Source organism: Pedobacter aquatilis, from assembly GCF_030409415.1.
GTDB lineage: Bacteria > Bacteroidota > Bacteroidia > Sphingobacteriales > Sphingobacteriaceae > Pedobacter > Pedobacter aquatilis.
Genome location: NZ_JAUFPW010000012.1, coordinates 434,232 through 458,762 on the forward strand (window position 1 = coordinate 434,232; position 24,531 = coordinate 458,762).

23 protein-coding genes are annotated in these 24,531 nt (G+C 35.7%); all 23 read right to left on the reverse strand.

Annotated features, from left to right (window positions below):
- Window positions 1-2 precede the first annotated feature (2 nt).
- Window positions 3-1,166, reverse strand: a complete 1,164-nt coding sequence (locus QWY86_RS05915; RefSeq protein WP_290239753.1) for a glycosyltransferase family protein — start codon at window positions 1,164-1,166, stop codon at window positions 3-5.
- The gene (locus tag QWY86_RS05920; protein WP_290239755.1) at window positions 1,163-2,110 is read right to left on the reverse strand and encodes a hypothetical protein; all 948 of its coding nucleotides are present in this window, start codon (window positions 2,108-2,110) and stop codon (window positions 1,163-1,165) included. The genes QWY86_RS05915 and QWY86_RS05920 overlap by 4 nt, the downstream gene beginning before the upstream one ends.
- Window positions 2,107-3,099 (reverse strand): glycosyltransferase family 2 protein, encoded by a 993-nt coding sequence (locus QWY86_RS05925; RefSeq protein ID WP_290239757.1) that lies wholly within the window; start codon window positions 3,097-3,099, stop codon window positions 2,107-2,109. The genes QWY86_RS05920 and QWY86_RS05925 overlap by 4 nt, the downstream gene beginning before the upstream one ends.
- Window positions 3,096-4,031, reverse strand: a complete 936-nt coding sequence (locus tag QWY86_RS05930; protein ID WP_290239759.1) for a glycosyltransferase family 2 protein — start codon at window positions 4,029-4,031, stop codon at window positions 3,096-3,098. Before QWY86_RS05930 ends, QWY86_RS05925 begins: the two co-directional genes overlap by 4 nt.
- Window positions 4,032-4,067: 36 nt before the next feature.
- On the reverse strand, window positions 4,068-5,408 hold the full coding sequence (locus QWY86_RS05935; RefSeq protein WP_290239761.1) for a glycosyltransferase family 4 protein: 1,341 nt from the start codon (window positions 5,406-5,408) through the stop codon (window positions 4,068-4,070).
- Complete coding sequence (locus QWY86_RS05940) at window positions 5,393-6,388, reverse strand: class I SAM-dependent methyltransferase (protein WP_290239763.1); 996 nt, start codon at window positions 6,386-6,388, stop codon at window positions 5,393-5,395. Before QWY86_RS05940 ends, QWY86_RS05935 begins: the two co-directional genes overlap by 16 nt.
- 43 nt (window positions 6,389-6,431) lie before the next feature.
- Entirely contained in the window at window positions 6,432-7,262 is an 831-nt protein-coding gene (locus QWY86_RS05945) for a glycosyltransferase family protein (protein WP_290239765.1), read from the reverse strand.
- 309 nt (window positions 7,263-7,571) lie between these two features.
- Entirely contained in the window at window positions 7,572-8,774 is a 1,203-nt protein-coding gene (locus QWY86_RS05950) for a glycosyltransferase (RefSeq protein WP_290239767.1), read from the reverse strand.
- Complete coding sequence (locus QWY86_RS05955; RefSeq protein ID WP_290239769.1) at window positions 8,758-9,876, reverse strand: DegT/DnrJ/EryC1/StrS family aminotransferase; 1,119 nt, start codon at window positions 9,874-9,876, stop codon at window positions 8,758-8,760. The genes QWY86_RS05950 and QWY86_RS05955 overlap by 17 nt, the downstream gene beginning before the upstream one ends.
- Window positions 9,873-10,631 carry a class I SAM-dependent DNA methyltransferase gene (locus QWY86_RS05960; protein WP_290239771.1) on the reverse strand — a complete coding sequence of 253 codons (759 nt, stop codon included), beginning with the start codon at window positions 10,629-10,631 and terminating at the stop codon, window positions 9,873-9,875. The genes QWY86_RS05955 and QWY86_RS05960 overlap by 4 nt, the downstream gene beginning before the upstream one ends.
- Window positions 10,631-10,933 carry a cupin domain-containing protein gene (locus QWY86_RS05965; protein WP_290239772.1) on the reverse strand — a complete coding sequence of 101 codons (303 nt, stop codon included), beginning with the start codon at window positions 10,931-10,933 and terminating at the stop codon, window positions 10,631-10,633. Before QWY86_RS05965 ends, QWY86_RS05960 begins: the two co-directional genes overlap by 1 nt.
- Window positions 10,934-11,243: 310 nt before the next feature.
- Window positions 11,244-12,008 carry a hypothetical protein gene (locus tag QWY86_RS05970; protein WP_290239774.1) on the reverse strand — a complete coding sequence of 255 codons (765 nt, stop codon included), beginning with the start codon at window positions 12,006-12,008 and terminating at the stop codon, window positions 11,244-11,246.
- Window positions 12,009-12,980 carry a glycosyltransferase family 2 protein gene (locus QWY86_RS05975; protein ID WP_290239775.1) on the reverse strand — a complete coding sequence of 324 codons (972 nt, stop codon included), beginning with the start codon at window positions 12,978-12,980 and terminating at the stop codon, window positions 12,009-12,011. It lies immediately after the preceding gene.
- Window positions 12,981-13,008: 28 nt separating this feature from the next.
- The gene (locus QWY86_RS05980; protein ID WP_290239778.1) at window positions 13,009-13,857 is read right to left on the reverse strand and encodes an alpha-1,2-fucosyltransferase; all 849 of its coding nucleotides are present in this window, start codon (window positions 13,855-13,857) and stop codon (window positions 13,009-13,011) included.
- Window positions 13,850-14,641: a DUF268 domain-containing protein gene (locus QWY86_RS05985; protein WP_290239780.1), complete on the reverse strand. Its 792-nt coding sequence runs from the start codon at window positions 14,639-14,641 to the stop codon at window positions 13,850-13,852. Before QWY86_RS05985 ends, QWY86_RS05980 begins: the two co-directional genes overlap by 8 nt.
- 31 nt (window positions 14,642-14,672) lie before the next feature.
- On the reverse strand, window positions 14,673-15,359 hold the full coding sequence (locus QWY86_RS05990) for a class I SAM-dependent methyltransferase (RefSeq protein ID WP_290239782.1): 687 nt from the start codon (window positions 15,357-15,359) through the stop codon (window positions 14,673-14,675).
- Between the two features lies 1 nt (window position 15,360).
- Window positions 15,361-16,632 carry an ABC transporter ATP-binding protein gene (locus QWY86_RS05995; protein WP_290239784.1) on the reverse strand — a complete coding sequence of 424 codons (1,272 nt, stop codon included), beginning with the start codon at window positions 16,630-16,632 and terminating at the stop codon, window positions 15,361-15,363.
- Between the two features lie 58 nt (window positions 16,633-16,690).
- Window positions 16,691-17,545, reverse strand: coding sequence for an ABC transporter permease (locus QWY86_RS06000; RefSeq protein WP_290239786.1), 855 nt, complete (start codon window positions 17,543-17,545; stop codon window positions 16,691-16,693).
- A gap of 21 nt (window positions 17,546-17,566) precedes the next feature.
- Window positions 17,567-18,724: a glycosyltransferase family 4 protein gene (locus QWY86_RS06005; protein ID WP_290239787.1), complete on the reverse strand. Its 1,158-nt coding sequence runs from the start codon at window positions 18,722-18,724 to the stop codon at window positions 17,567-17,569.
- Window positions 18,714-20,501: an asparagine synthase (glutamine-hydrolyzing) gene (gene asnB / locus QWY86_RS06010; RefSeq protein WP_290239790.1), complete on the reverse strand. Its 1,788-nt coding sequence runs from the start codon at window positions 20,499-20,501 to the stop codon at window positions 18,714-18,716. The genes QWY86_RS06005 and asnB overlap by 11 nt, the downstream gene beginning before the upstream one ends.
- Window positions 20,502-20,693: 192 nt before the next feature.
- Window positions 20,694-21,197: a UpxY family transcription antiterminator gene (locus tag QWY86_RS06015; RefSeq protein ID WP_290239792.1), complete on the reverse strand. Its 504-nt coding sequence runs from the start codon at window positions 21,195-21,197 to the stop codon at window positions 20,694-20,696.
- Window positions 21,198-21,209: 12 nt separating this feature from the next.
- Window positions 21,210-23,618 carry a GumC family protein gene (locus QWY86_RS06020; protein WP_290239794.1) on the reverse strand — a complete coding sequence of 803 codons (2,409 nt, stop codon included), beginning with the start codon at window positions 23,616-23,618 and terminating at the stop codon, window positions 21,210-21,212.
- Complete coding sequence (locus QWY86_RS06025) at window positions 23,618-24,430, reverse strand: polysaccharide biosynthesis/export family protein (RefSeq protein ID WP_290239796.1); 813 nt, start codon at window positions 24,428-24,430, stop codon at window positions 23,618-23,620. Before QWY86_RS06025 ends, QWY86_RS06020 begins: the two co-directional genes overlap by 1 nt.
- Between the last annotated feature and the right edge of the window lie 101 nt (window positions 24,431-24,531).

Genomic DNA, 24,531 nt, shown 5'->3' on the forward strand with positions numbered 1-24,531 from the left:
GATCATTTGGTATGGAATTGATTTGATATGAAATAATTGTTTATTTTTGCTATTGAATTAGGTATAGATAAGGTTTGCAAAGCCTTCTGCTGGCCGTTTATTCTCATCATTTTTCTCTTTTTAGTGTTCCCCTCTAATTCTTTAATTTTTTCGTAAAGTTCTGTATGATTTGAAAATACTTCGATGTCATTTCCGATTTCATAAATTTGATCTAAGCCTGGTGCTAATTCGGTTAAATAACATGCACCATACATGGGGGCTTCAATATCTCTTAACCGCGAGTAAGTATTTGGGGTATTGATTGGATAATCAAAGCTTTGGTAACGATTTATGCCAAGGGTGATCAGGCTTTCTCGCGTTATTTTAATGTAGTCATTAAAATCTGGCTTTGCTTTTAGCTTGCTTTTAATTGCACTGGACGATACTTGACTAATTCTGCCATCTTTAATTTTGTTTAAATAGGACTTAATCCCGAATCTGGAAATAAAATCAATTTGATTTTTTGCTTTTTTCCAGATAGGGTTATATAGTTTTTTAGCGTTGTCATTCTCCTCCAGCCAGCTTGTACCACGTATATTCAAATCAAGATTTGGATATTCCTCTAATAGTTTTTCGAACAATAAATGTCTTTGAACATCTTTTGAACCAATAAATGAAATTTCTTTTTTTTCTATAACAGGTTGCCCACGGTATTGATAATCGACCCACATTGGCATTGGGAGATTAATATATGGATACCCTGCATTTTGATAAAGCGTTGTTGCCATGTATTCAGGTACCCAATTTAAATCAAATATTGCATATTCTTTTGGTGCCTGTTTAAACATCCTGATGTTATCGCAAAAGAAGTTAACACACGGAATACCCATTTTTTTTATTTCGGAAATTGCCTGTATGTCTATTTGTTCGGGATATAAATAGCTTAAAAATAAGTCGGGTTTATTTTGTTTAATAAATTTTACAGTTTTCTCCCAGGTAAAACTCTTCCACTCATCCAGCTGATTTTTTGATTGCGGTATTAAACCTGTTGCCCAATCTACTTCCTTACACTCTGTCCAGTTACATTTTGCCTCTTCAATGCCATTTTTGATGTAGTGTTCCCAAAAGCTATAAGCAGCTATAGGATGTTTAGTGGTAGATTGTAAAAACGAAAGAAATATTTTCATTTGACTCTTTTATTGCCATGAACCTTTGAAGGTCCAAGAAAGAAATGATAAATGGGCCTAAATACAAATTTGAATATCGAAGTTGCCCTTTCTTTAAAGTAATACCTAAACATAATGTCAATCTCAGTTAAAGTGCTGTTTTTGCCTGCAATTTTTAATCGTGCTTCTTCCATCAAATAATTTGCACCTTCGCTATAACTATCATTAAAATGCACTATTGCGGGTTCACACACTATCGTCGATCGATCAGCTTGATTTACTCTTTTCAGTTTAGTTTTACCTTTTAAAACATTGGTATTAGAGTTATTGTAGAACATTCTATCAGCTTTTATAGTTTCATTATCTGGAATAGGGTGTTGATTATATAAAGCCATTGATAGTGCAAATAGAGGCTCTTCGTTCTCCTTTCCTCTAAGCCGAATAAAATCTAGTTCATCATATTTCTCCTTGAGCTCTAATGCTTTTGCAAAAACCGATTTGCTAATGTGATTGTTCTTAAAGTAGTAAACAGATCCTACAAAAACCGGCATGGACATAACGTTAAATTTATTAATCATCTCCTTTATGTCGCAAAAAAAATCACCAGACGTTTGTTCCTCGCCAATCGCTGTAAAATCATAGGCAGACATGGTATCGAAAATAGAATCTAAAGGTTTATAGATCAGACAATCACAATCTATAAAAAGATTTTCTTCAGCAATAATATGGTCAATTAATAAGAATTTTGAAGTGAATGATTTTTGAGATTCTTTCAATTTCAGTAATTTGACAATAACCTTTGGGTTGTTCCTGAACTCTTCAAAATATGTAGTGTTATCCGTTAGCACTAGGAATTTGATTGCCAATTCTCCATTCCAAATAAGGAAAGATTTTATTAGGTTTTTCGCTAGCTGAAGATAATAAATTCTTCCAACCGCAATTGTTACTACTGCTTTCTTTATCATCTTATTCTATTCGCCAAGTTTTGATAACTATATTGTATTAAACGTATGGATTTCCATCCTAAAACTGAAGCCAACTTGCTTAAAACCTTTCTACCAAAATCTAATTTATAGGTTAAGGGAGTTATCAATGGCAATTCGTGTATTGCTTTTTTTGAAATATCTTTAAACTGGGGGTAGCTTCTAACGGCCACATCATATAGGAGGCGGTAAATCGCAAAACGGGCTGCTAATGAATCGTCTTTTGATAAAAGTTCTTTTTTTTTAGATAAGATTGATGCCAAAAGACTTGATAGATCTTTATAGGTCTTTTGACTAGACAAGTTTCCTTCTTTCTTATATTTTCGATAGTAATTAAAGACGTCGCTTACTTTTACAATTTTTGTTGAATTCAAAATAATTCTTGCAAAGAATTCGCCATCGTCATCTAAGCTTAACTCTTCGTTCCATAGTCCTGATTTTCTAATCAGCGGCATAGGTATCAGCCATGCATTCGGTTGGATCATCGAACCTTTTCCATCAAATCCCCCCCAAAGTTTGATTAGAAACTTAACAGGCTCATCACTTGTTTTCAGAAATTCCTCTTCGTAAAGTGAAGGTTTAAATAAAGCATGTGCCTGGTGTTCATCGAAATGAACGGTACTGCAGACAGCCAAAGTATTAGCATGATTTGCAATGGCTAACACCTGTTTTTCTATTTTATCTGTTGAAAGAATGTCGTCTGCATCTAAAAATTGTATAAAATCGCCTTTTGCTTCTAATAGTCCTTTGTTTCTAGTGGCGGCAGCACCTTTATTAGCCTGCTGAAAAACCTTTATCACCGGGTTATCGAATAACTTTATAATGTCGATCGTTTCATCTGTAGAGCCATCATCAATTACAATAACTTCTTTGTTAGCCCAGCTTTGGCTAATTACCGATTGTATAGTTTCTGCAATATGTTTTGCTGCATTAAAAGCAGGAATAATAATCGAAACCAATGGTTTTTTCATCTTCTCAACCTGGGTTTTAATAACCTAATCATTTTTTCCCTGATCCAAAAGGCGGCGAAAGGACTAAATTTGCTAACAACATTAAACAGAATATTACTGTCTGCACTTATAGAATTTTGGCCTAATTTTTTTGCAAACATTAATGAAACTTTGGTTTTCTCCCAATTATTTATCGAGGCCAGGTTGGTTGCAATTTCTATAAATCTTTGCGCAATATCGATATAATATTTGGGAGCCGCGGCACTGGCCGTTTTCTCCATTACATAGAACTGCGCCTGAAAACATTTGTCTTTGTTGTTTTGCGACATAGAATTAGCTATCCTGTAATTGATAATGCTTATTTCATCTTCACTTGAAAAGCGAAGGTGATGAAGCGCAAGAGAAATATGCAAGGCACAATCTTCATTATATAAAACTTTGGGATCCAGATCATAACCTCCGGCATTTAGAAATGCAGTTCTATTATAAAGACCGCAAAAAGGATTGATCTGTTCTGCAATTGAGTATTTAATTGGATCGGTTTCAAGCATATGCTTATCGAACTTTCTTAAACTTATGAATTCGTTTGTGATATGATCCCGATATTCATAATTGAAAAGAACAACTTCCGGACATTCTTCGCTAGCCATCCATTTGTGCGCCAGGTTTGTAAAATTTGGGAGTAATTCATCGTCTGCATCATGAAAATGAATCCATTCAGACTTTACCATTTCTGCAAGTTTATTTTTTCCGAAAGAGCAACCGCGGTTAACATCGCCATCGATAACAACAGCACCATATTTTAGGGCTATCTCATGGGTATTGTCTGAACTGCAATCATTATATACCAAAATTTCATCAAACTTTATGTATTGGTTTTGCGCGGATGTTAACAATCTTGGCAAACACCATGCTGCATTGTAGGCAGGTATACAAAGTGCTAGAGATTTCATTGATGCAAATTGTTGTAAACTAAGTTTTTCATTGGTCTATCCGCCAAAAATCTTTTTCTTCAATCTTTTGGTAATATATTTTAAAAGCTTATTCAATGGCTGTTGGTTTAGAACGATATCAATGGCGTATTTTTTATCTGATGGGAGATATAATGCCTGGTTAAATAGATTGGGAGCAATCAACTCAAATTTTTGAATAGCCTGAATCATTAATTTAATGTTATCATTAATAATATTGGTAGACATCAAACTTTTAACCGTTTTTAATGCTTCGCTTGTCATCTTTTCAAAAGCACTTTGATCCATGTTATTTACCGCATCTATACACGAGGCAAGCGCAATATGATCATTGGATGCATACTTAAAGCCATTTACTCCATTTTTAATGAGTGATGAAACACCTGCGCCATCTGAACAAATTACTGGCGTGCCAATGCTCATGTATTCTAAGCAGGTGAAATTGTACATATCCCATGTGGATGGAATGATGGCAAATTTTGCTGTTTTTTGAACCGCTTCCAATTGACGGTGAGAAAGTTGTCCTTGAGGTATTACTGTGTGGTTCCAGACTTCTGGGAATATTTGGAGAAGTTGATCTGATTTGGATAGACTCTCGGTAAACATGGTGTTGCGCCCATACCATTTGATTAATACTGGTTTAGCTATTGTTTTAACTGCCCGGCATAAAATATCCGGCCCTTTCCATTCCTGGATTCGGCTGCATACGATAGCGAAATTCTCCTTTTGAATAAATTTAGCAGGAGTAACGTTCGTTTTAAATAACGGTGAGATAACATTAATCTGTTTATGAGGAAAAATATCTCGCCAAAATGTATAATTAGATTGACTGTGAGTAACAAGCGCATCTGATTTTTCCAGTAAGGAAAGTTCTGTCTGTCTACACTGGTCTCCAAATAAAATTTCCTGAAGTTCCCGTTCATGTAATTCAATTTGGCCCGAACTTCCGTGCAAACGGGTTACAACTGGGATGTTGTGGTGAATTAGCCAGGGAATGAAGCCAAGTCCAAAATCGGTACATTCTACCAGATCAAACCCTGCACCTGCGTTAACCTGTTCCCACATGGCCCATGCAGAGGCAATAGCTTTCTTATATTGTGGTATAAAATCGAATTTTTTGAATCTGTCGAGGTATTTATGGAAAAGGTCTGGTTTGAGGTATTCGACTTCAATATCATGATGCAGAAAGCGATCTAATGATTGGGTATAAGCACTACCTACTACAACTTTTATTTTTGCAACATGAGATCTCATAAAATCAATGTGTTGCAGGTAATATGTCGAAATTCCTCCTCCTGAATGAGGGTAATATTCAGGCAGGATAAAGAGAATATTTAATTTTTTTATTTCCTGATCCACATGCTGTTAAAATTTCTGCCGAATTTATCATCGGTTAAACTCAGGTTATCTTCCTCCATTTTATATTCTTCTGGTAGATCAGATTTTAGCGTGCCAAAAAAACAATAGGTATTAAAATATGCTAGGGAAAGTCCCTCTACCGATTTCTCTATATTTTTTAAAGAAATGCCATTGCTGGCTGAATAGGGTAGCCCTTCTACATGGATATCTGTAATACTCCATATTTCTGCCGGAGTAAGGTGGCTATTGATAACATTTAAGTGTATCAATTCTTGATTTACCTCTGCGATATAGGTTTCTAGTTTAATATTCCCCTTTAGCATGCGTATAATTTTTCCAGTAATCCTTTGTTTAAGCGTCCTGTTCTTAAAATTAACCCTCGTAGTTTGAATAAAGCGTGCTGTTCTGTTTTGGTATGTTTTGGAGTCGATTGCTTCTGCAAGAGGATCATGCAGGCTTATAAAGATCCCATTTGCATTTAACCTATTTTCTATTTCCGAGATGAATTGTGGAATATTTGGAATATGATGCAAAACGGAAGAAGTAATAATTAGATCGAATTTTTCGTTTACATCTTCAATATATCCACATTTTGAAATTATAGGTATATTCCATTTCAATGAGCGTTTGTTTGCTCGCTCTAACATAGCATGAGATGGATCTAACAGAAACACGGATGCTATTTTTCTGCCAACCAAAGAGTCTATTAAAAGCTGAGCGGCCAAACCTGTTCCGCAACCCAGATCCAAAACTTTAATTTTTTGTATTTTTTGCTTGTCTAGCCAGGCACAAAGATGGTTAATAATGCGGTCAATCTGTTCGGGAAGATTAATCCACATTTCGGCATGGATCTTATCATAATATTTTGCTTCAATATTATGGAAGGTAAGATTAACCTTTTCATGAAAATCTTTTATCGAATCAAGATTAGATTTTTGCTCAAAAAGTGGGATTAAAGATTTGAAAACATCGGTTGTCATTTTAATTGTAAATTAGCTTTAATGTACATCTCAATGGGCTCAGTTAATTTTCTATTAATAATTTTAGCCTGTTATGGATTATTACAGGGTTAAAATCCTCTTCTGCAAAATACCGGCATTGCTTAACACATGCCGATCTGAAATCTGGATTTTTGAGCTTGTTTATGATAGTTACCAAATCTGTTTTTGTCTCACTGCTAACATAGCTTAACCAAGAGTTTTTAATGGCCCATTTGCCTATCGCTGCAGATTGGGGAGCTATTATGAGTATTGGTATACCTAAGTGACAGAATTCGACAAATCTACTTGGAAAGCTGTATCTCGATCTGATTTCTTCATTTGTATCTGAAGAATAAAAAACAATGATTACATCCGTTTCTTCAACCATGAAGTTGAAAAGCTCATAGAGTTCTTCAAATTTTTTGTAAAAAGAAATTTTGCTCGCATTCTGTAAAGAATCTTTGTAATCCTGATTAAAAGAACCAATCAGGATTATGTTTGTATCAGTTTCTTCAACAGCATCATTAATTTTTTCCACTGTTTTTTCAAAAAAACAGGGTAAAAGCATGCCTGAAATAACAAAATTGAATTTTTCGGATTTTATTCTTTTGCCCTGAGCTATAAAAGAACCATCGGGTATTGGATAAACAACAGATACATTTTTCCCGCCATTCAGAGAAATAATCTCTTTCATGGGTTCCGAAACCACAAAAAAATGCCCGCAATTTTCAATTATTCTGGTGATTTGTTTTTTAGAGAGAATGTTTTCTTTAAAATATCTGTTGAAAATATTATCATCGTGAAAAAAGAGATAAAATGGGATATTAGCTTGTTTTGCAAGGAAATAGACCAAGTAACTTACATAATCTTCCAATAACCCGATTAAAATATCTCCTTTGGTAAAACGAAGTGCCTTGGCAAGAGATCTTGCTTGTAACCGCGTTCTCATGTTGGTTAAAATCGGTGTCGCTTTTCTTAGAGGCGGGTGCCAGATTTTTTTTTCGAGGTTAATTTGCCTGAAGCTGGTATTTCCCTTGTTAACCGGGCTGCAATTAATAAAGGTAACCTGATAACCTTCCTGTTCAAACAGTTTTAAATGCCGATACAGCACAATACTTCCGCCAGCAGCGTTATTTAACGGATAAAGTGAACTTGAAATAAAAAAAATCCTTTTTTCCAAAAATTATGAAATTTCGTCTACTGCACCCCAGGTTCTTTTAATATGTTTTACCTTCTTAAAAAGAGAATTTAGCGCAGCGATTGTTATTGTTTCGTCATAGTAGATTTCGATAGCCTTTTTTTGATCTCCAATCGACTCTTCGTAGAGGCTTTTCATTTGAAGAAAAATTTCGTTCGGATTTAACGGGTCAAAATATCGGGCTGCTTCGCCCAGTTGTTCAACATGTCCGTCTAATTGGCTACAAATTACTTTACAGCCCAGGTAGTAGGCTTCAAGTAGTGGCATATTGGTTGGCCCAAGAAAAGTTGGCATTACCAGTGAAATGGCATTTTTGTATAACCATTTCAGTTGCGGCAGGCTGACCACACCGAGTTGGATAACATTGTTTTCGAGGCCTAAGCTTTGGATGACACTACTAATGTAATCAATATTATTTTGATTTGCTCCTGTAAATACAAGTTTTACTTTTGGAAAATAAAATATAAATTGCTGGAATGCAAGTAGCAGATTGTAATGGTTTTTATGTGGCCAATACCTGGCAGGGTAAATGAAAAACTTGTCCTTCGCTAAGATATCTACCTGCTCGGTAGCAATCTGATCTTTGACGATCAGGCCTGGAATCATCGGTATCACGTGGATTCTGTCGGGATTAACTGGGCAATACCGGATCAGTTCTTTTTTTCCCGACTCAGATTCTGCACAAATAATTAGTGCTTTATTGATATCCCGGTTTAGATTTTCGATTCTGCTTCCCAGCTTTCCATGCATACTTACTTCAGGGAAAGCAAACATAGAAATATGGCCAAGATCCCAAAGGGTTGATATGTGTGGAAAATTGTCAATCTCAATTCCCGGATTGATGTAGTAAATTACTTCAATTCCAGCCTGCTTTAAATTGTCAATTAACTTATTATTGTATTTTTTTTTGATCCTATTGCTTAATTTAATTCCGAAAAATGGTATCCGAATACATATAGAGTTGAGTAGTTTTGGCCATTTGGTTCTGTAAATAGGGGTGAGCGACAATGCATTTGACCCGGATTTAAAGATTTGATCAATATTGTATCCAACATGGACAATTTCTGTACCTGAAAACGAGGTTTTGGTTAGGATTTCTTGCAATGCTTCCGTATATGCAAATGCACCACCATTTGCATAGCTTCCGCCATGGTAATGCCAGATACCTATTTTAAAAAATTTTTTCATGAATGCATGTTGTTATTGCTGTAAGCTCATCAATCGTTAAACCTAATCCACTGGGTAGATAAAAACCATTTCTGGCCAATTTTTCAGCCACCGGGTAACTTTCATCAGCAAATAATTTCATTTTTTTAAATACAGGTTGTTCATGCATACACCAGAAAAATGGTCTGGTGCCAATTTTATGTTTTGTTAAGTAATCAACCAAATCTTCTTTTTCACTTTCAGTTGGTGCTACTATTCCGAAAACCCAATAAATATTTTCTGCATATGATGTGCTGGTAAGTGGTAGCTGATATCCTTTCTGTTTCAAATAAGAAAGGGCGCTATGATAGTTTGACCCAATATTGCGCTTGATGCTGATAAATTCTTCTAGTTGTTCCAGTTGTGCTAAACCAACTGCAGCCTGCATATTGGTCATCCGATAATTCCAACCCAATTCATTATGGACGAATCTTGGCCCATCGGGTTCAAAGCAAAGATTGCGCAATTTTTTGCATCTGGCGGCCAGATGTTCGTCATCAGTTAGCAACATACCACCCTCACCCGTCGTAATATGTTTATTGGGGTAAAAGCTAAAAATACTGATATCGCCAAAACTGCCACACATTTTACTGTTATAGTTTTGCCCGTGCATTTCGGCCGCATCTTCAATTATTTTAAGTTTGTATTTTTTTGCTAAAGCTAATACGGGATCCATATCAACCGGAAGACCGTAAATATGCACGACTAAAATTGCCTTAGTTTTAGCGGTAATCTTGGTTTCAATTTGCGTTACATCCATATTCCAGGTGAGTGGATCACTATCAACCAAAACTGGAATTGCACCTGCCGTAACCACAGATTGAGCTGGCGAAATAATTGTAAAAGTGGGCATAATAACCTCATCCCCGACACCAATACCCAAAGCCTTTACGGCGATATCTAATGCTGCCGAACCATTGCATACTGCTGTTCCAAACTTACGATTGTTGTAGGTGCTGAAATTCTCTTCGAATGCACCGATAAACGGACCTTCACTGCTTATCCACCCAGTACTGATACATTCTGAAAGGTACTTTAACTCATTTCCTTTTAATAATGGAGTATTTACCGGAATTGGTTTCATGAATTAATTTTTTTAAGGACGTAGGCAACCCCCCAAGTCAAATTTGAGGGTACATTCTTTGTTAAGAATTCTTCACTGTTTAAAATTTCAAAACCTGTACTGTAAGCTAATAGGTAGATTTCATTTTTGCAAAAGTGTCGCATCGGATGAATTTCCTGAAAAGAAAGTTGTGTCGGATCTTTTAATGAACTTACTTCTATATCGTAGTTTACTTCAACAATATTTTCTTCACTAAAGATAGATGGTGTTGCTCTTCGGATAATTTGAATTTGATCATTGCTTAATTTTTTAATCCGCTCTTCTGGTACCTGAGATACAACTGCTGGTGTATGCCAAACATCGAAAATAAACAGTCCGCCATCACAGAGTGACTCATGAACAAGTTGAAAAGTTCTGATCAAACTTGAATTGTCAGTTAGATAACTAATTACATGAAAAAGCGATAGTGCAATTTCAAACTTCTGATCGACTTTAAAATTAGAGATGTTAGCTTTTTGGAACCTCAGTCTGGTATTTTCATTTTGCCTTGCAATATTGAGCATATCTTCACTTAGTTCGATTCCAAATACTGAAAACCCCTTTTCTGCAAAGACTGATGCATGTTTTCCTGTACCACATCCTAATTCAATAATATTTTGAGCATTAGGAAAGTATTCTTGAATGAGATCGATTATATAAGCTGCTTCCGCAGGATAATCTTTATCGTAATACAGTAGGTTATAATACTGACTGTAAAGTTTGAAGTTTTCGATCATTATTTGATGTTTTTAAGAATGGGATCGAAATGCACTTTGTCTTCGTCGCCGCAGTACGGACCTTGTTTAATTTCTATGAGCTCTGATGTCTCTAACATTTCAAAGCCGTGCCCACCTGCAGCAAGTAAAATTACATCTCCTGTTTGTACAGTCCTGCTCTCGACATAAACCTGGTCATCATTGTAAAAATCTACACGTACTTTACCTGCTTTAACATATAGAACTTCTTGTGTAAGGGTTACTTTTCGTTCCACAAGCTTGTGCACATGCGGCGGTATAATGTAACCTTTAGGTCGGTTCATGTACCCCAACTGTTGCGAATAATCTTCTGGGGTGAAGAAAGTTATCCCTTCTTTATGGAAATTTGACCTTATGATTAGTGCGAGTAACAGTCCATTTATGGTGATGCTTTCTATCATAGTTAAGCTTGATTAAAAATAAATTTACTTCTTTCAGTACTTAATGAATTGATTTTTTTTTTGAAGATTTTTGAGATCAATTTTCGCGCAATTCTATTAATTAGATTAACAACTTTTATGTTTGTCCATTTACGTATCGGACCAATTTTGCAAGTGATCATTAACTTACGGTAAAAGGAAATGTTAGACTTATTTATAGATATATTTTTTGACCCGGCCCCGTAATGAATAAAATTTGCCTGGTATTTAATGGGAGATGGTAAAATTTTTTGCCTGGTATTTTTCTTAATTCATTTTGAAAATATGCGGCGGAATCAAATGCATGTACCTCGCCATCACGGATTTCCTCGTAATAAAAGTGAGATCTTTTGGATAGCTCAAATGCTTCCTTCTTATAAATACAAAACCAGGTATGGTTTCGTTCGTATAGATGCATGTTTCTATTAGAATAACTATCAAAACAATATGCGGTTTCATTGTAACAGGTACTGGCGAATAGACAATCAGGATTTTGTAAAGCGAGCAGCAGATGAAAGTAAAATTCTGCATCTAATACTTCAAAATCTGCATCAACAGTTGCAATGTAATCTGTGTTAAATTTGGGAAGTTCTGAGGTCCAGAGTTCATCATAATTTTCGTTAATATCATCCCTCACACGATCAATTCCTTCAGGAGAAGTAATCGTTTCACCAGCAACAAAATTTTTAGTCCTTATTTTTTCTGTATTGTCAAAGATCTGAACATAAGGATATGCCGCCCATTTTACTGCATATTCATTAAGATTTTCTGTGGTGAGGGCATTCAGATAAATGAATAATTTAAAATGTTGTTTTTCAGAATGATTAAGCCTGTCGTATATTTTTTTAAAACTTTTAACACCATAATCTCCAAACATGCAGTCCCGGTTGGTTACCAACATAAAAAACGTAATAGACTTTCGCGTTATGCTATCTTTCATTTAGTTGGTTTGTTCAATCCAGTTATCTCTCAATACAAGATCTCTCATATGATGTCTGGTCATCAACTTGATGTCGTAAGCAATGCGATTGCTATGATAAAAAGCCTGGGCCATTGTAATTCTCCAATTATCTTTGGCTCTTATGAAGTGCCAAGGTGTAGCTAAGGATTTATATAAAACAGCAATAAAATTATTAACAATGTTGGTGAACAGTTTTGAATTGTTTAACCCATTGGCAGCCCTGTAAATTGTAAAACTATCGCAATTAGCCTGGTTTGCAAATCTTTTATTTAAATAACTTTGCGTCATCCTACTTTTTGGAATAATATGGTTAATGACAGATAAACCATTGTAGGCCTGCAGATAACCCAGATCAAGAATTTTTATGGATAGCCCTGTTTCTCCATTTCCTATCCATTCGCCTTTGGTGTTTTCTGGGTTAAAGCCCCCGGCATTTATTATTGCTTCTTTTAAAATTGCTTCATGACAGCTAAAAATATTAATCATCTGATCGGAAATGATTAACGGAGTTTCATCTAGATTAAGGCTTAAGTGAGCATTTAAGCAGTATTTTAATATCCAGTCAGGAGGATGAATATCCCATTTTGGCAGTATCCGCCCACTTACTACTGCAATTTTATCGTTCAGTTCGAAAGTTGGAACCAGGTTCGTTAACAAATCTGGTTCGGCAATCATATCGTCATCTGTATAATATAATACTTCACCTTTTGCGTACTTTATTGCAGAATTGCGTGCATAGTGAACGCCTTGCCTTGGTTCCTCAAAATACTTTATTATCGGGTATTTTTCAGACAATTCTTTTACTACCGCTAATGTATTGTCTGTTGAGTTATTATCGATTACAATAATTTCGAGCATATTAGCATAGTTTTGTGTTACAAAGCTTTCCAGGGTTAATTTTATGAAAAAATCTCTGTTATAGGTCGGAATAATAACTGAAACAGTTTTCATTTTTTAATTTGTGTAAATATGCAAACCATTAGACCGGGATGAGATTCCAATTCTCTAATAAAATGTTGCAAGGAGATTCTATTTTTCCAAAATCAGGAAACCATTTGTTTGGTGCATACACAGGTGCATTTTTAACATTTAAATAAGCACCCCACCAACTAAAAGTACTATTGGAAATGATACAAATGTCTGCCTGCATTAAAAACTGAAGATCGATAATTTCCGTTGATCGGGAAATATATTTTTTATTCAGGTATCCAAATTCGGACTCTAAAAAATCTGTATCATCACTAATTAATATGTAGTAATTGTTTTCGCTCTCAGTGGCCGAAATCGCATTGTGATAATATTCTGCTGGTAATTGTATATCATAGTTAAAATAGTCCGATCGTCTAACATGCACAACCACATATTTGTATCCCGGGGGCAGATCGTTAAATATATTTCTAAAATCTGTCTGATATTTTTCTTTAATAACAAATTTGGCTTTTATTTCATCTTTACAGGCAGCGAAATAATACTCCGATTGGAAAAAGCCTGTATATAATTTCTGATCCTTGAGTTTCAAGCTTTCTAGGTGTGGCTCCAATTGATCAGATATATGTACTTCTTCAAAATTTAGGATTTTTCTTAACAGAGCATAAAATTTTCTTTTTAGATAAACCGAAAAAAAATCATCAAACCCTTTTAAAGAAAATATTGTTTGATCTAAGTAATAGAAGATATCTTTTGTTTGGTCAAAATATTGAGGAATAAATAAAGATTGTAGGCTCCTGTCAAAATAAAAACTAGAATTTAGCTTTTTAGCGGTAGCGTAAGCAAAGGCATACTGGAATAACTGATTTCCCAATCTGCCTTGTAATTCAACACTAATCATTTAAACGTTTTTTAAACCAAAAACAGCCACAGCCCCAGCTTTGCTCATCTGCTTGTTTTTTGCTGGCATTTCTAATTATACCAATATTTTCGAACTTATCAGGAATCAAGGAAAACTCAATAAGTTCGAGTTTTGAAAAGTAAGAGATGATCTGATCATATGCGTAAATCCGGTGTGCGTTAAATGCTATTTTGGCTTTGCCAATCGGAGTAACTATAAGTAAATTTCCATTAACAGCCAATACCCTAACCAATTCGTTAATTGCCTTGAGGTCGCCATCATAATCAATTTCATCTCCATATCTTCCAAGTCCAATATGCTCAAGTGTATGCATACATGATAAAGAGTCGATCGTATTACTTCTGAATGGCAATTGTGTTAAATCGGCATGTTTGGTATCTAGTCCCTCCAGCTTAATTTCCGCAGGCCTGTAATCATAAAATTCTACGGGTATAAATGCAGATACTATGGTGCTAAAGTGTAAGATTGAAGAAATATCGACGTGTTTTTTTGGTTGGGTTTTCGCTAAAATTCTCGCTGCCCATGCAGGATGATAAGTATAGTGAGGTTCTATTTCGGTGATAGATGTTCGGTCATCTAATAATGGGTAATGGTCGTAATTTTGATTGAATCTGAGATTAGTATTTCCTTCACTCAGTCGGAAATTAGCTAAGTCAGCATTAAAAGTTTCAACCTTTTTTCTAAACAATTTTCTTAAAGTGAAATAACCATACAGCTTTCCTACTGCAGTATAACGAAGTTTATTTTTAATTTTTCTTAGCAATTTTTTCTTTGATGATTTTTTAAGGAAAAATTTATCTTTTCCGGGTTATTATTGTTGATATTTTATGGCTGATTTTTCTAACAATTTGTTTTTTGATTGAAGGTATTGGCACTATATCAACTTTTAAATCTTCTGTAGCCAGGTTTTGAAGCAGAATACTAAATTCGTGCTTGTAGGATTTCGGAACGGCCAGTATAATATCGTTAAATACATAAATTTGACGTTCGGGGGTGAGTGCTTGCACGATTTCAGCGAGATCAGGATAATCTGTTAACGAATGCGGATGATGAGGTGGGGATAAAAACAAACGAGCATCATCAATCATGATAAACAATCTGTTGAACAGATGTTTAAACTTGTTAATGATTTCCAACTCAACTAATAAGGGGCATTGATCTTTTTCTCCAAAAGAATGGTCACCGCACCAATGTGCATCGAGCCATAAAATGGCGTTATTTACTTTTGGAAGGAGATCTGGAAGTATACTTTTTGTATCGCCAAATAAAAGATGGACATTTTCCCTTGATTTTAGTCTTTCTTTAGTATAGTTATACCAATGTTCAGAAAATTCAATTGAATATACATTTTTGAAAACATTAGCTGACCATTCGGTAGTACCGCCTTGGTAGGTGCCGGTTTCTATAAAGTTGGTAATTTGATATTTTTCTTTTATAAATTCAACAAGCCTTTTATCAGGCCCCATTGTTATCGATCCCATTTCATTTTTCTAATTTCCAGTTAAATTTTTTTGCGAGAATCCCTGGTCTCTTTTCCGTCCAAAAGCTTGAAAAATCAAAACCGCCATTAATTTCAAAATATATTCTATCATTGTTATTATCAGGATCTATAATCCAAAACTGGTTGAATATTGCAACACCTAGGGAAATGTAGTATTTTCCCTCGTTCAACAAGTAAGGAGTAATGGAAGTTGTCAGTTTGATTTTGCCTTTTGGAAAGCTATTTTGAGTAATTGTGTCTGTGTGAAATGACCATAATAGGTTATTGCCATCAGCATCAGATAAGGAAAATCCTATTTGCAACGAGCTATTAGGTTCCAAAACTTCCCCCAAAATAGAAATTTCAACTTCTTCATTCAGGCTATATGAAGCTTTTTTAGTATTTATCATCATGGGTCTGAAATATTGATTTTTGTATTTTTCGCCATCAATATTAAGGCTGTTTGACAGTTCTCTATCTTCTGTAGTCAGGTATTTATTAATAACTTCAGATATAACATCCGACTTGTAACTCACAAGGCCATTTTTAAGTACTATTCCACTGTTGCAAAGTTGCTTTACGGCGCCCATATTATGGCTCACAAACAGCACAGTCCTGCCTTCTCCTTTACTCACTTCCCCCATTTTGCCCAAACATTTCTTTTGAAATTCTGAATCGCCAACAGCTAATACCTCATCAACAATTAAAATTTCGCTTTCTAAATGTGCTGCAACAGCAAAAGCCAGGCGAATATACATCCCGGAGCTATATCTTTTTACCGGCGTATCTAAATAACGCTCTATCCCCGCAAAATCTACAATCTCGTCCAGTTTCCGCTGAATTTCTTTTTTACGCATGCCTAAAATAGCACCATTCAGAAATATGTTTTCACGGCCACTGAGTTCTGGATGAAAACCTGTTCCAACTTCAAGTAAACTCGCTATACGACCTTGACCAGAGATTTTCCCAGTGGTTGGGGCAGTTACTCTACTTAAAATTTTAAGCAAAGTACTTTTTCCTGCACCGTTTCTGCCAATAATGCCAACTGCGTCTCCTTGCTCAATTTCAAAATTAATATCCTTTAAACTCCATACTACATCACTTGCGCTTTTGATGTTTTGATCGTTGCTTTCACCGATCCTTAGAAAAGGATCCTCCTTATCTCGAATTCGTGCATACCAACGCTCTAAATCGCGGCTGATCGTCCCTGTACCTATTTGGCCCAGTTGATAAGCCTTACTAAGATTCTCTACTTTTATAACGATGTTAGACATTTAAAATATGCTTAAAGTCATGCTTTCCATCATCCATATTACATCTTCGATTTCCCATTTATACCGTATCAACAAAATTGCGCTCTACTTTATTGAAAACTACCGTACCAATCAACAATAAAAAAATCGTAACAATTGTAGCATAACCTAAACGAAACCAGCTAAAGCTGCCTTCGCTAAGAAAACCATACCTAAATGTTTCAATGATGGGAGTCACGGGATTGTATTCTATTATCCAGGCATAAGCAGCGTATTTTTTTATCGCCTCAGATAAAGGGTAAATTACCGTGGTGGCGTACATTAATAACTGCACACCAAAACCGATGAGAAAAGCCAGATCCCTGTACTTTGTGGTCATAGCAGAAATAATCATTCCTCCACCTAAACCCAATAAAGCCATTAATACTACGATGACTGGAAATAGGCAAATTGCCCAGCTTATGTTAAAGTTAGCACCAGCGAAATAATAATAAGCCATTAGGATGAGAAAGAGAAGCATTTGTACTCCAAAACGCACCAGATTACTCACCACTATACTCAAAGGCATAATTAGCCTAGGAAAATAAACCTTGCCAAAAATGCCCGCATTATCTCTAAAAACAGACGAGGTTTTGGTCAAACAGTCAGCAAAATAGTTCCAGGCGGTGATGCCTGCCATATAAAATAAGGGTTTAGGTAATCCATCGGTTGATATGCCAGCTAAATTACCAAATATAAAGGTGAAGATGATTGTGGTAAACAATGGTTGTATAAAAAACCAGAGTGGCCCTAGAATAGTCTGTTTATAAAAGGAAACGAAATCCCTTCTTACCAAGAGTGCTAACAAATCCCGGTATGCCCAAACTTCATTCAGTTTTAAGTCGAACAAAGAAGAGTTTGCCTCAATGACCCACTGTTGCTCTTCTTTAACCATAAATCTTAATCATCCACTTCTTTATATTAGTTCTACTTGATTAGTGGATAGGTTTATCATCCCAGTCACAATCAAGCTTTTTATAGATTCACGATAAGACGCATATCCAAATGCCTCTAGGCATTTTTCTTGAAGGATTTTTTTTTCTTTTTCTGTTTGAACATGCCTTAGCAAATTACAAATATTGGTCAGAAGGCTTTCTTGATCATCAGGATCGACCAGAGCACCAAGAGTACCTCCTTTTAATGCATCAACGCTTCCATCTTTATTACCTGCAATAACCCTAAGACCGCTAGCCAGTGCCTCAATAAATACAATCCCGAAACCTTCTTTTTTACTTGGTAGGATAAACATGTCAGACAGTAAAAAGTGTTCCGTAATTTCTGTTTCATCAATAAAACCGACCATTCTAATGTGATCCTGAAGGTTATTGTTGATGATCAGTTCGTCCAGTCTTTTTTTTTCGATTGTATCCCACTTACCACCCAATAAATAAATCAAAGTTGGGTATTTTTCCAAAAGTTTTGGTAGAATTTCAATGGTGTGGTCGTATCCTTTGTATTTTTCAGAAGAAGATAGACGTGATAATGAAAACATAATTATATTTTCATTAGTTAACAGGTACCTATCTAGTAGATTCTTAGGTTTTTCAAACTCTGTAGAGAGATAATAAAATGGGTCTAGGCAATTGTTTAATATCTCAATTTTCTCGATAGGGATATGATGCATAACCATTATTTTTTGTGCAGTAAAATCACTGACGCAAATAATTTTATCCAATTGGTTTAAAATACGGAGTTTCGAAACTGATAATTTTTTCCAAATTTCTATCCCGTGGGCGAGAAGGTAAACCTTTTTGCGAGGGTATACCTTTTTGATCAGATAGGCGGTACTGATCAAATGGATATGGCTGAGTAGAATAACGTCGGCTCGTAGTCCGTTTAAAAAGGAATGAACCACAAATTGCTCTTTTTTACCGCCAAAACCCCGAAACTGTTGTTTGCTTAAGTATCTGGAATCACGGTCCGTATTTTTATCGTACATAGAATATACAGTAGATTTAACAATTTTCTCTTCGCTCAAATCATATAACACACGTGATAAACACCGGCATACTTTTTCAATTCCGCCAGTTAAACTAAAAGTTTTGAGTGTTAAAAATAATACTTTAACTGGCATGGTAAATTCGGTACAATGCTAAGGCTGAACTCCAATGTAATTTGTTTTTTCCAAAACTTTTTATCAGCGATCTTGCCCGTTTATTGTGATATCTTGATGGATCTGCAATTTCATTGTTTTTTCTCATCCACTCCTGAAAAGGGAAAGTGAAACCCATTTTTGATCTTTTCCAGGTTTCTATCGGTAAATCCTCCTTATATGCCTCTACCAGGAGTTTCTTTTTTTGTTCATAGCTATATTTGATCTCCGTGGAGATGGAAAGAACGAGGTCGACAAACTTGCGGTCGAGGAATGGGACCCTCACTTCAACGCCGTGGCTCATGCTCATAAAATCAGTATCTTTTAATAACTGGTTTTGCATGTACATGTTAAACTCGAACCAGCTTGCCCGGGTTTCGTTACTGGTTTTTTTGATATCAGGCTGCAATGGGATTTCTTCCAGGCAATCGATAACGGTTTGCATTTCAATATCCAGTAATTCCGCTATTACATCTGGAGAATACACGCCCCTTAAACATAAATACTCACCAATGGGAGAATTTAGGCTGAGGTAATATAACCTTTTAAACTTGGTATCGTTGGAGAAACGCATGCTCCGTAAGACACTTTTACTTAACCAATTTAAGTTCTGTATCTTATGGATCCGGTCAAAAGAGGGGTATCCGCCGAAAAGTTCATCTGCGCCTAAGCCTGACAATACAACTTTAATTCCCTGTTCTTTTGCTGTTTTACATACAAACCAGGTGTTAATCCCATCATTAGTGGGCTGATCCATATTACTTAAAACCGTCTCAAAATTCTGTACAAAATCGCGGTAGGTGATGAGTTTTTCTATATTTTGTACTTCAATTTTTTGAAGCAGGCTATTTCGTTGTTTTTTTTCCGAAAAATCTATTTCATCAAAATTGGCCGAAATGCATGAAAGTTTTCTACCATTATGCTCATTGGCTAAAATAGTAATAATGCTCGAATCAAGACCTCCGCTAAAAAGTACACCAACATTAACATCCGAAATCATCTGTTGTTTAATAGAATTTCTTAACTGTTCGCGGATGAGCTCGATGGCGTAAGTTTCGTTTCTAATGTAAGAAGTGTTTTCAAATTCGTGATAGGATTTTATAAAGTGTTCGGCGCTCCTGATATGATATTTTAGAAAACAACCTTTGCCTAAACTATATACGTTTTTTAAAGTGGTGTAGGGTTCGGGAATATGGCCAAATGCCAGATAGTAAATCTTCCAATTTTCATTTTCTTGTGAGATATTGGCATATTGAAAGGCCTTTACTTCGGAACCAAAAGTTAAGGTTCCACTATCGAAATTATAGTACAATGGCTTTATCCCATTCTGATCGCGGACCAAATAAACAAATTGCTCCCGTTTATCATAAATACAGAAAGCAAAAATCCCATCTAATTTTTCGAAAGCACTTTCTCCCCAGTGTTGGTAGGCGTAAAGTATTACTTCTGTATCTGTTTGGGTCTTGAAGATATATCCTAAACTATTTAATTCAGTCCTTATTTTTTGATAGTTGTAAATTTCGCCGTTGTAGGTAATCGCAATATCTTCTTTATGGCTAACCATTGGCTGATGACCATTACTGCTGAGGTCTAAAATAGCTAGTCTTCGATTTCCCAAACAAACAGATTCGCTACCGTCCATATAGATACCATAGTCATCAGGTCCTCCATGCTGCATACTATCGCACATGGATTTTACCTGTTGGTCAACTTTTTCTAAAGAATTTTTACTATTTATAATACCTGCTATACGGCACATTAGTATTTTGTTCTTAATGAATTTTCAATGGTTAGGATCACCCTGGATACAGCTTCGCCCTTTCAGTCACATCTTGTTTTTCAAAATGAACCGATTGTTTCTATAATTAGAACCTGTGCCTAAGCATCAGTATTTATTAATTTAACGTTTATTCTCCCACCTCCACATTCTCCACACTCAGTTTTAACATTTCTACAACGGTTCTACAAAAGCTATCGATGTATTGATATTAATCGAGTAGCCCATATTTTGTAAACGTAAAATAATACGCTGTTTGTTTTGTAGAGATACCAGTTCGGCAATTATTCCCTTAAAAGGCCCAGCCTTAATTAATACCCTTTGTCCTGGTTTAATATCAAAATCAATTAGCTCAAGATCTGCATCCGTAGCGAGTAAGAGTTTAAGATCATTGATTTGTTGGTCAGGGATAGAGGCGATTTGGCTAGAGAAATAAATAAACCTGGCTACACCATTGGTCATTAAAACTTCTGCATATTCTTTAGCCGAAATATACGCAAACAGATACGACTTTATCAAGGGCTCTTCCACGATTTTTTTACGGTCGCTCCATTGTTTAACTGTCTTTTTTAGGGGTAAATAGCTTAAAATACCTTTTCTGTTTAATTCTTCATGGGCTTTTTTTTCTGCCCTCGAATGCGTATAAACTGGATACCACCTGTAATTTTGCTCAATCATTAAGCTTAAGTTTTATCCTTTTTTCTTCCAAAATTCCCACCAGCTTTTCTCATCATCGTAATAGCCACTTTTCCCATAACCGGTATAATTTGAGTAGTAATAAGTTCCTGTATTGCTATGGGCATAATTGGTGGTGTAGATATTGGCATGTAGTTTTTCATCGCCAAACGAATTTAAGATAATGGCGATATTGTTAAGCCCATATTCTTTTGACAAACGGTCTGGAATGGTTGCGGCCCTGAACTTCGAAACACCCGAACGGATTATAAAAAGATTAACATCAGCTTTTCTGATTAAGGGAATTGAGTCTGATACCAGTCCAACGGGTGCTGTATCTATAATGATATATTCATATGTTTCCCTAAGGTTTTCGATAAGTGTTTCCATTGCTTTATGGTGCAAAAGTTCTGATGGGTTTGGCGGTACAGGTCCAGAAGTGATGTAATCAATATGGTGCCTTTCGTCTGTAAATATAATTTCAGACAGACTGGCTTGCTTTGATAAATAGTTGCTAAGACCAATCTGGTTATCAGACCCAAAAGCATAGTGAAGTTTCGATTTACGTAAATCAGCAGCTATTATGATCACTTTTTTCTCAATAATAGAGAGTGTACCGGCAAGATTTATGCTGACAAACGATTTCCCTTCACCTGAGACTTCAGAAGTGATGCAAATAACTTTCGTATCCCTGTCACTTGCCATAAAGCTTAGGTTAGTTCTAACCGATCTAACGGATTCAGCAAATATTGATTTTGGCCGCTCGATCGATAAAATGGTTTCACCTAGTTTAACTTTTTTCGGATATTTTAAAATTACGCCAATAATCGGTGTTGCTGTTAAGCCTTCGATGGTCTCAATATCGTAGAGGTATGGATTTAAAATTCTAACTAATAAAATTAAGCCCAATCCCGAAAATAAACCCATAAATAAGTAAGAGGAGTAAATCTTTTTAGGTACCGGAGAAATAGGGTAGAAAGAAGGTTGAGCGCCGCTAATAATGGTAGCACCGGCTATCACCGCTGCGGAACTGATTTGTGCTGAAAGTTTTCTTTCGAACAGCATCGAGAACATTCTTTGGTTAATATCAAAGTTACTCTGCAATTTGGCGAAATCATTTTGTTTAGCAGGTATGCTGCCGAGTTCGTGATTTGTCTGACCGATCTGTCCATTAATATAATTAATGGTTTTCTGGTTGCGCTCATGCAATAACCGGATATTGGTAACAATGGCCTGTTTTACTTCATTAATTTGCCGATTAATATCTTGAATGGGAGGAGCATCAGCATTGAAGTTTTGCAATTTATTTTCCCGAGTCAGAATAAGATCATTTAATTGCGTAATTAAACCTGTCAAAAGAGTACTATTTGTACCTTCCAGGTTAAGGTTTAGTTGTATTCGATCTTTATTGTTTTTTACCTGAATTTCTAATTGTTGAATGCCAAGTTCCTGCAATTGAAGCTCAGCAATCTGGTTTTGTAAGTTGCTAAGTTTTGAACTTCCGATCTGCCTATCACTATTAGGATCAATCAATTTATTGGAACTTTGAAAGCTAGAAAGTTTGTTTCCTGATTTATTGACTTGGTCATCCAGAAATGCTATCTGGCTGTCTAAATAATCAATGGTTTGTCTGGCTGATCTTTTCTTAAGCTGAGCATCATTTTTTACATATTGTTTAATGATTTCATTGAGCACATTGGCAGAGAAAACCGGATTACTATCCGTATGGGTAACGCCCATAATAAAGGTATTTTTTTCCTGTTCAAATATGTTTAATCCGCCTGCAGCCCTACCATACAAATCTCTGAGGCCATTGAATCTGAAGCTGTAATTACCGGCGGCTGGGACTTCGGTTTTAACCGTAAATACCATGTTTCCAGCATTAATAGCTTGGCCGTACCGATACTTCTTGAAAATCTTATTGTTATCGTCGCTACTTGATAATTCAAAAGTTTTGTTATCAATTGGCTTGACAGAATAGGTAGCCCTACTAAAATTAACTGAATCTTGGGTTAAAATATCTACCTGAAAAGGTTGTTTAGGGTAAAGTTCGGTTACTCGAACTCTTCCTTCTAAATAGTAACTAATTTTATAGTCAAGGTTTTTCAAGGCATTTAAAATTACATCCTCCGAACGCATAATAATTCCCTCAGTCTGTATCTGGTTCTGGTTGAAAGGGCGGTAATTTACTGGCGAGCCAGGAAGTGAAGCCATTTGTTGCTGATGGTCGCCATCTAGCTTTAGTGAAGCGGAGGTAATGTAAATAGGGGTAATGCTACGTACATATAACCAAGCCAGAATAAAGCTAATTAGTACCGTTCCTGCAACCCAATACCATCTGCTCAGGAAGATTAAAGCAATTTTCCAATAATTAATATTTTGGCTGGCTAATTTATTTTTTTCGATTGAGGTAGTATTATCCATTAGCGGGTGAGGGTAAAGATTAATACAGCTAAATTAACTACCACAAGAATGGGCTGTACGATATTGTTTAGGCTCGTTAGCTTTTCACTAAGTGCAGCATTTTTAGTTTGCTGAAGGACAATAATATCATTATTTTGAAGCACCAATTTCTTACTGGCTAAACTATTGATGTCATTTAGGTTAACATATATGATTTCCGGGCGGCTTCTATCACCACGGATAATTTTAAGTGTTTTAGGATCACCTGTTTTGTTTATGCCACCTGCTTCACCAATAACATCAATGAGGGTGGTATTTTCCCTTTCTAATAAAAAATTTCCCTGCTTGCTAAATTCACCTAATAAGGTAACCTTTAAATTTACCACGCTTAATTCTATAATCGGATCCCGCAGTAGTTGCTTGGCATAAAGGTCTTGTATTTTTATAGCTGTTTCTCTTCTGCTCAGTCCTACTACATCCACCTTTCCGATGGCGGGGAGGTTTACCGTCCCATCAATATCGACTAAATATGAAAAAGTATTATTGATGTTACCACCTACTTGGCTACCATTTGAACTACCATTCGAAGTGGTACTAGCTCCAAATTCTTTATTTTGCAAATTTCTTATAGCCAACTGATCATTCACCTTTATTTTATAGTAAGCATCACTGATGCCCTGATCATTTACAACATATACCTGTTTGATTGTATCAGTAACAATATCACTGGGCGCGTTAAATAGACTATGTTCTTTGCGCGAAGCGCAGCCTAGAAATATTGCGCAAATAGATGAGACGAAAAGGAATTTTATAATTGCTTTTGTTGGAATCATAATCAAGAATCGGATTGCACAATGAATGTAAATTTCAAAAACAAAAAATATTGCTCAAAGATGCTTAAAAAAATTAAAGTGGAAAAGAGCCACACTTAAAG

What these genes read in the sequence shown, in the direction of transcription:
- QWY86_RS05915 (WP_290239753.1), bottom strand. Translation starts at nt 1,166, where the DNA reads ATGAAAATATTTCTTTCGTTTTTACAATCTACCACTAAACATCCTATA.
- QWY86_RS05920 (WP_290239755.1), bottom strand. Translation starts at nt 2,110, where the DNA reads ATGATAAAGAAAGCAGTAGTAACAATTGCGGTTGGAAGAATTTATTAT.
- QWY86_RS05925 (WP_290239757.1), bottom strand. Translation starts at nt 3,099, where the DNA reads ATGAAAAAACCATTGGTTTCGATTATTATTCCTGCTTTTAATGCAGCA.
- QWY86_RS05930 (WP_290239759.1), bottom strand. Translation starts at nt 4,031, where the DNA reads ATGAAATCTCTAGCACTTTGTATACCTGCCTACAATGCAGCATGGTGT.
- QWY86_RS05940 (WP_290239763.1), bottom strand. Translation starts at nt 6,388, where the DNA reads ATGACAACCGATGTTTTCAAATCTTTAATCCCACTTTTTGAGCAAAAA.
- QWY86_RS05950 (WP_290239767.1), bottom strand. Translation starts at nt 8,774, where the DNA reads ATGAAAAAATTTTTTAAAATAGGTATCTGGCATTACCATGGCGGAAGC.
- QWY86_RS05955 (WP_290239769.1), bottom strand. Translation starts at nt 9,876, where the DNA reads ATGAAACCAATTCCGGTAAATACTCCATTATTAAAAGGAAATGAGTTA.
- QWY86_RS05960 (WP_290239771.1), bottom strand. Translation starts at nt 10,631, where the DNA reads ATGATCGAAAACTTCAAACTTTACAGTCAGTATTATAACCTACTGTAT.
- QWY86_RS05965 (WP_290239772.1), bottom strand. Translation starts at nt 10,933, where the DNA reads ATGAACCGACCTAAAGGTTACATTATACCGCCGCATGTGCACAAGCTT.
- QWY86_RS05970 (WP_290239774.1), bottom strand. Translation starts at nt 12,008, where the DNA reads ATGAAAGATAGCATAACGCGAAAGTCTATTACGTTTTTTATGTTGGTA.
- QWY86_RS05975 (WP_290239775.1), bottom strand. Translation starts at nt 12,980, where the DNA reads ATGAAAACTGTTTCAGTTATTATTCCGACCTATAACAGAGATTTTTTC.
- QWY86_RS05980 (WP_290239778.1), bottom strand. Translation starts at nt 13,857, where the DNA reads ATGATTAGTGTTGAATTACAAGGCAGATTGGGAAATCAGTTATTCCAG.
- QWY86_RS05990 (WP_290239782.1), bottom strand. Translation starts at nt 15,359, where the DNA reads ATGGGATCGATAACAATGGGGCCTGATAAAAGGCTTGTTGAATTTATA.
- QWY86_RS05995 (WP_290239784.1), bottom strand. Translation starts at nt 16,632, where the DNA reads ATGTCTAACATCGTTATAAAAGTAGAGAATCTTAGTAAGGCTTATCAA.
- QWY86_RS06000 (WP_290239786.1), bottom strand. Translation starts at nt 17,545, where the DNA reads ATGGTTAAAGAAGAGCAACAGTGGGTCATTGAGGCAAACTCTTCTTTG.
- QWY86_RS06005 (WP_290239787.1), bottom strand. Translation starts at nt 18,724, where the DNA reads ATGCCAGTTAAAGTATTATTTTTAACACTCAAAACTTTTAGTTTAACT.
- asnB (WP_290239790.1), bottom strand. Translation starts at nt 20,501, where the DNA reads ATGTGCCGTATAGCAGGTATTATAAATAGTAAAAATTCTTTAGAAAAA.
- QWY86_RS06015 (WP_290239792.1), bottom strand. Translation starts at nt 21,197, where the DNA reads ATGATTGAGCAAAATTACAGGTGGTATCCAGTTTATACGCATTCGAGG.
- QWY86_RS06020 (WP_290239794.1), bottom strand. Translation starts at nt 23,618, where the DNA reads ATGGATAATACTACCTCAATCGAAAAAAATAAATTAGCCAGCCAAAAT.
- QWY86_RS06025 (WP_290239796.1), bottom strand. Translation starts at nt 24,430, where the DNA reads ATGATTCCAACAAAAGCAATTATAAAATTCCTTTTCGTCTCATCTATT.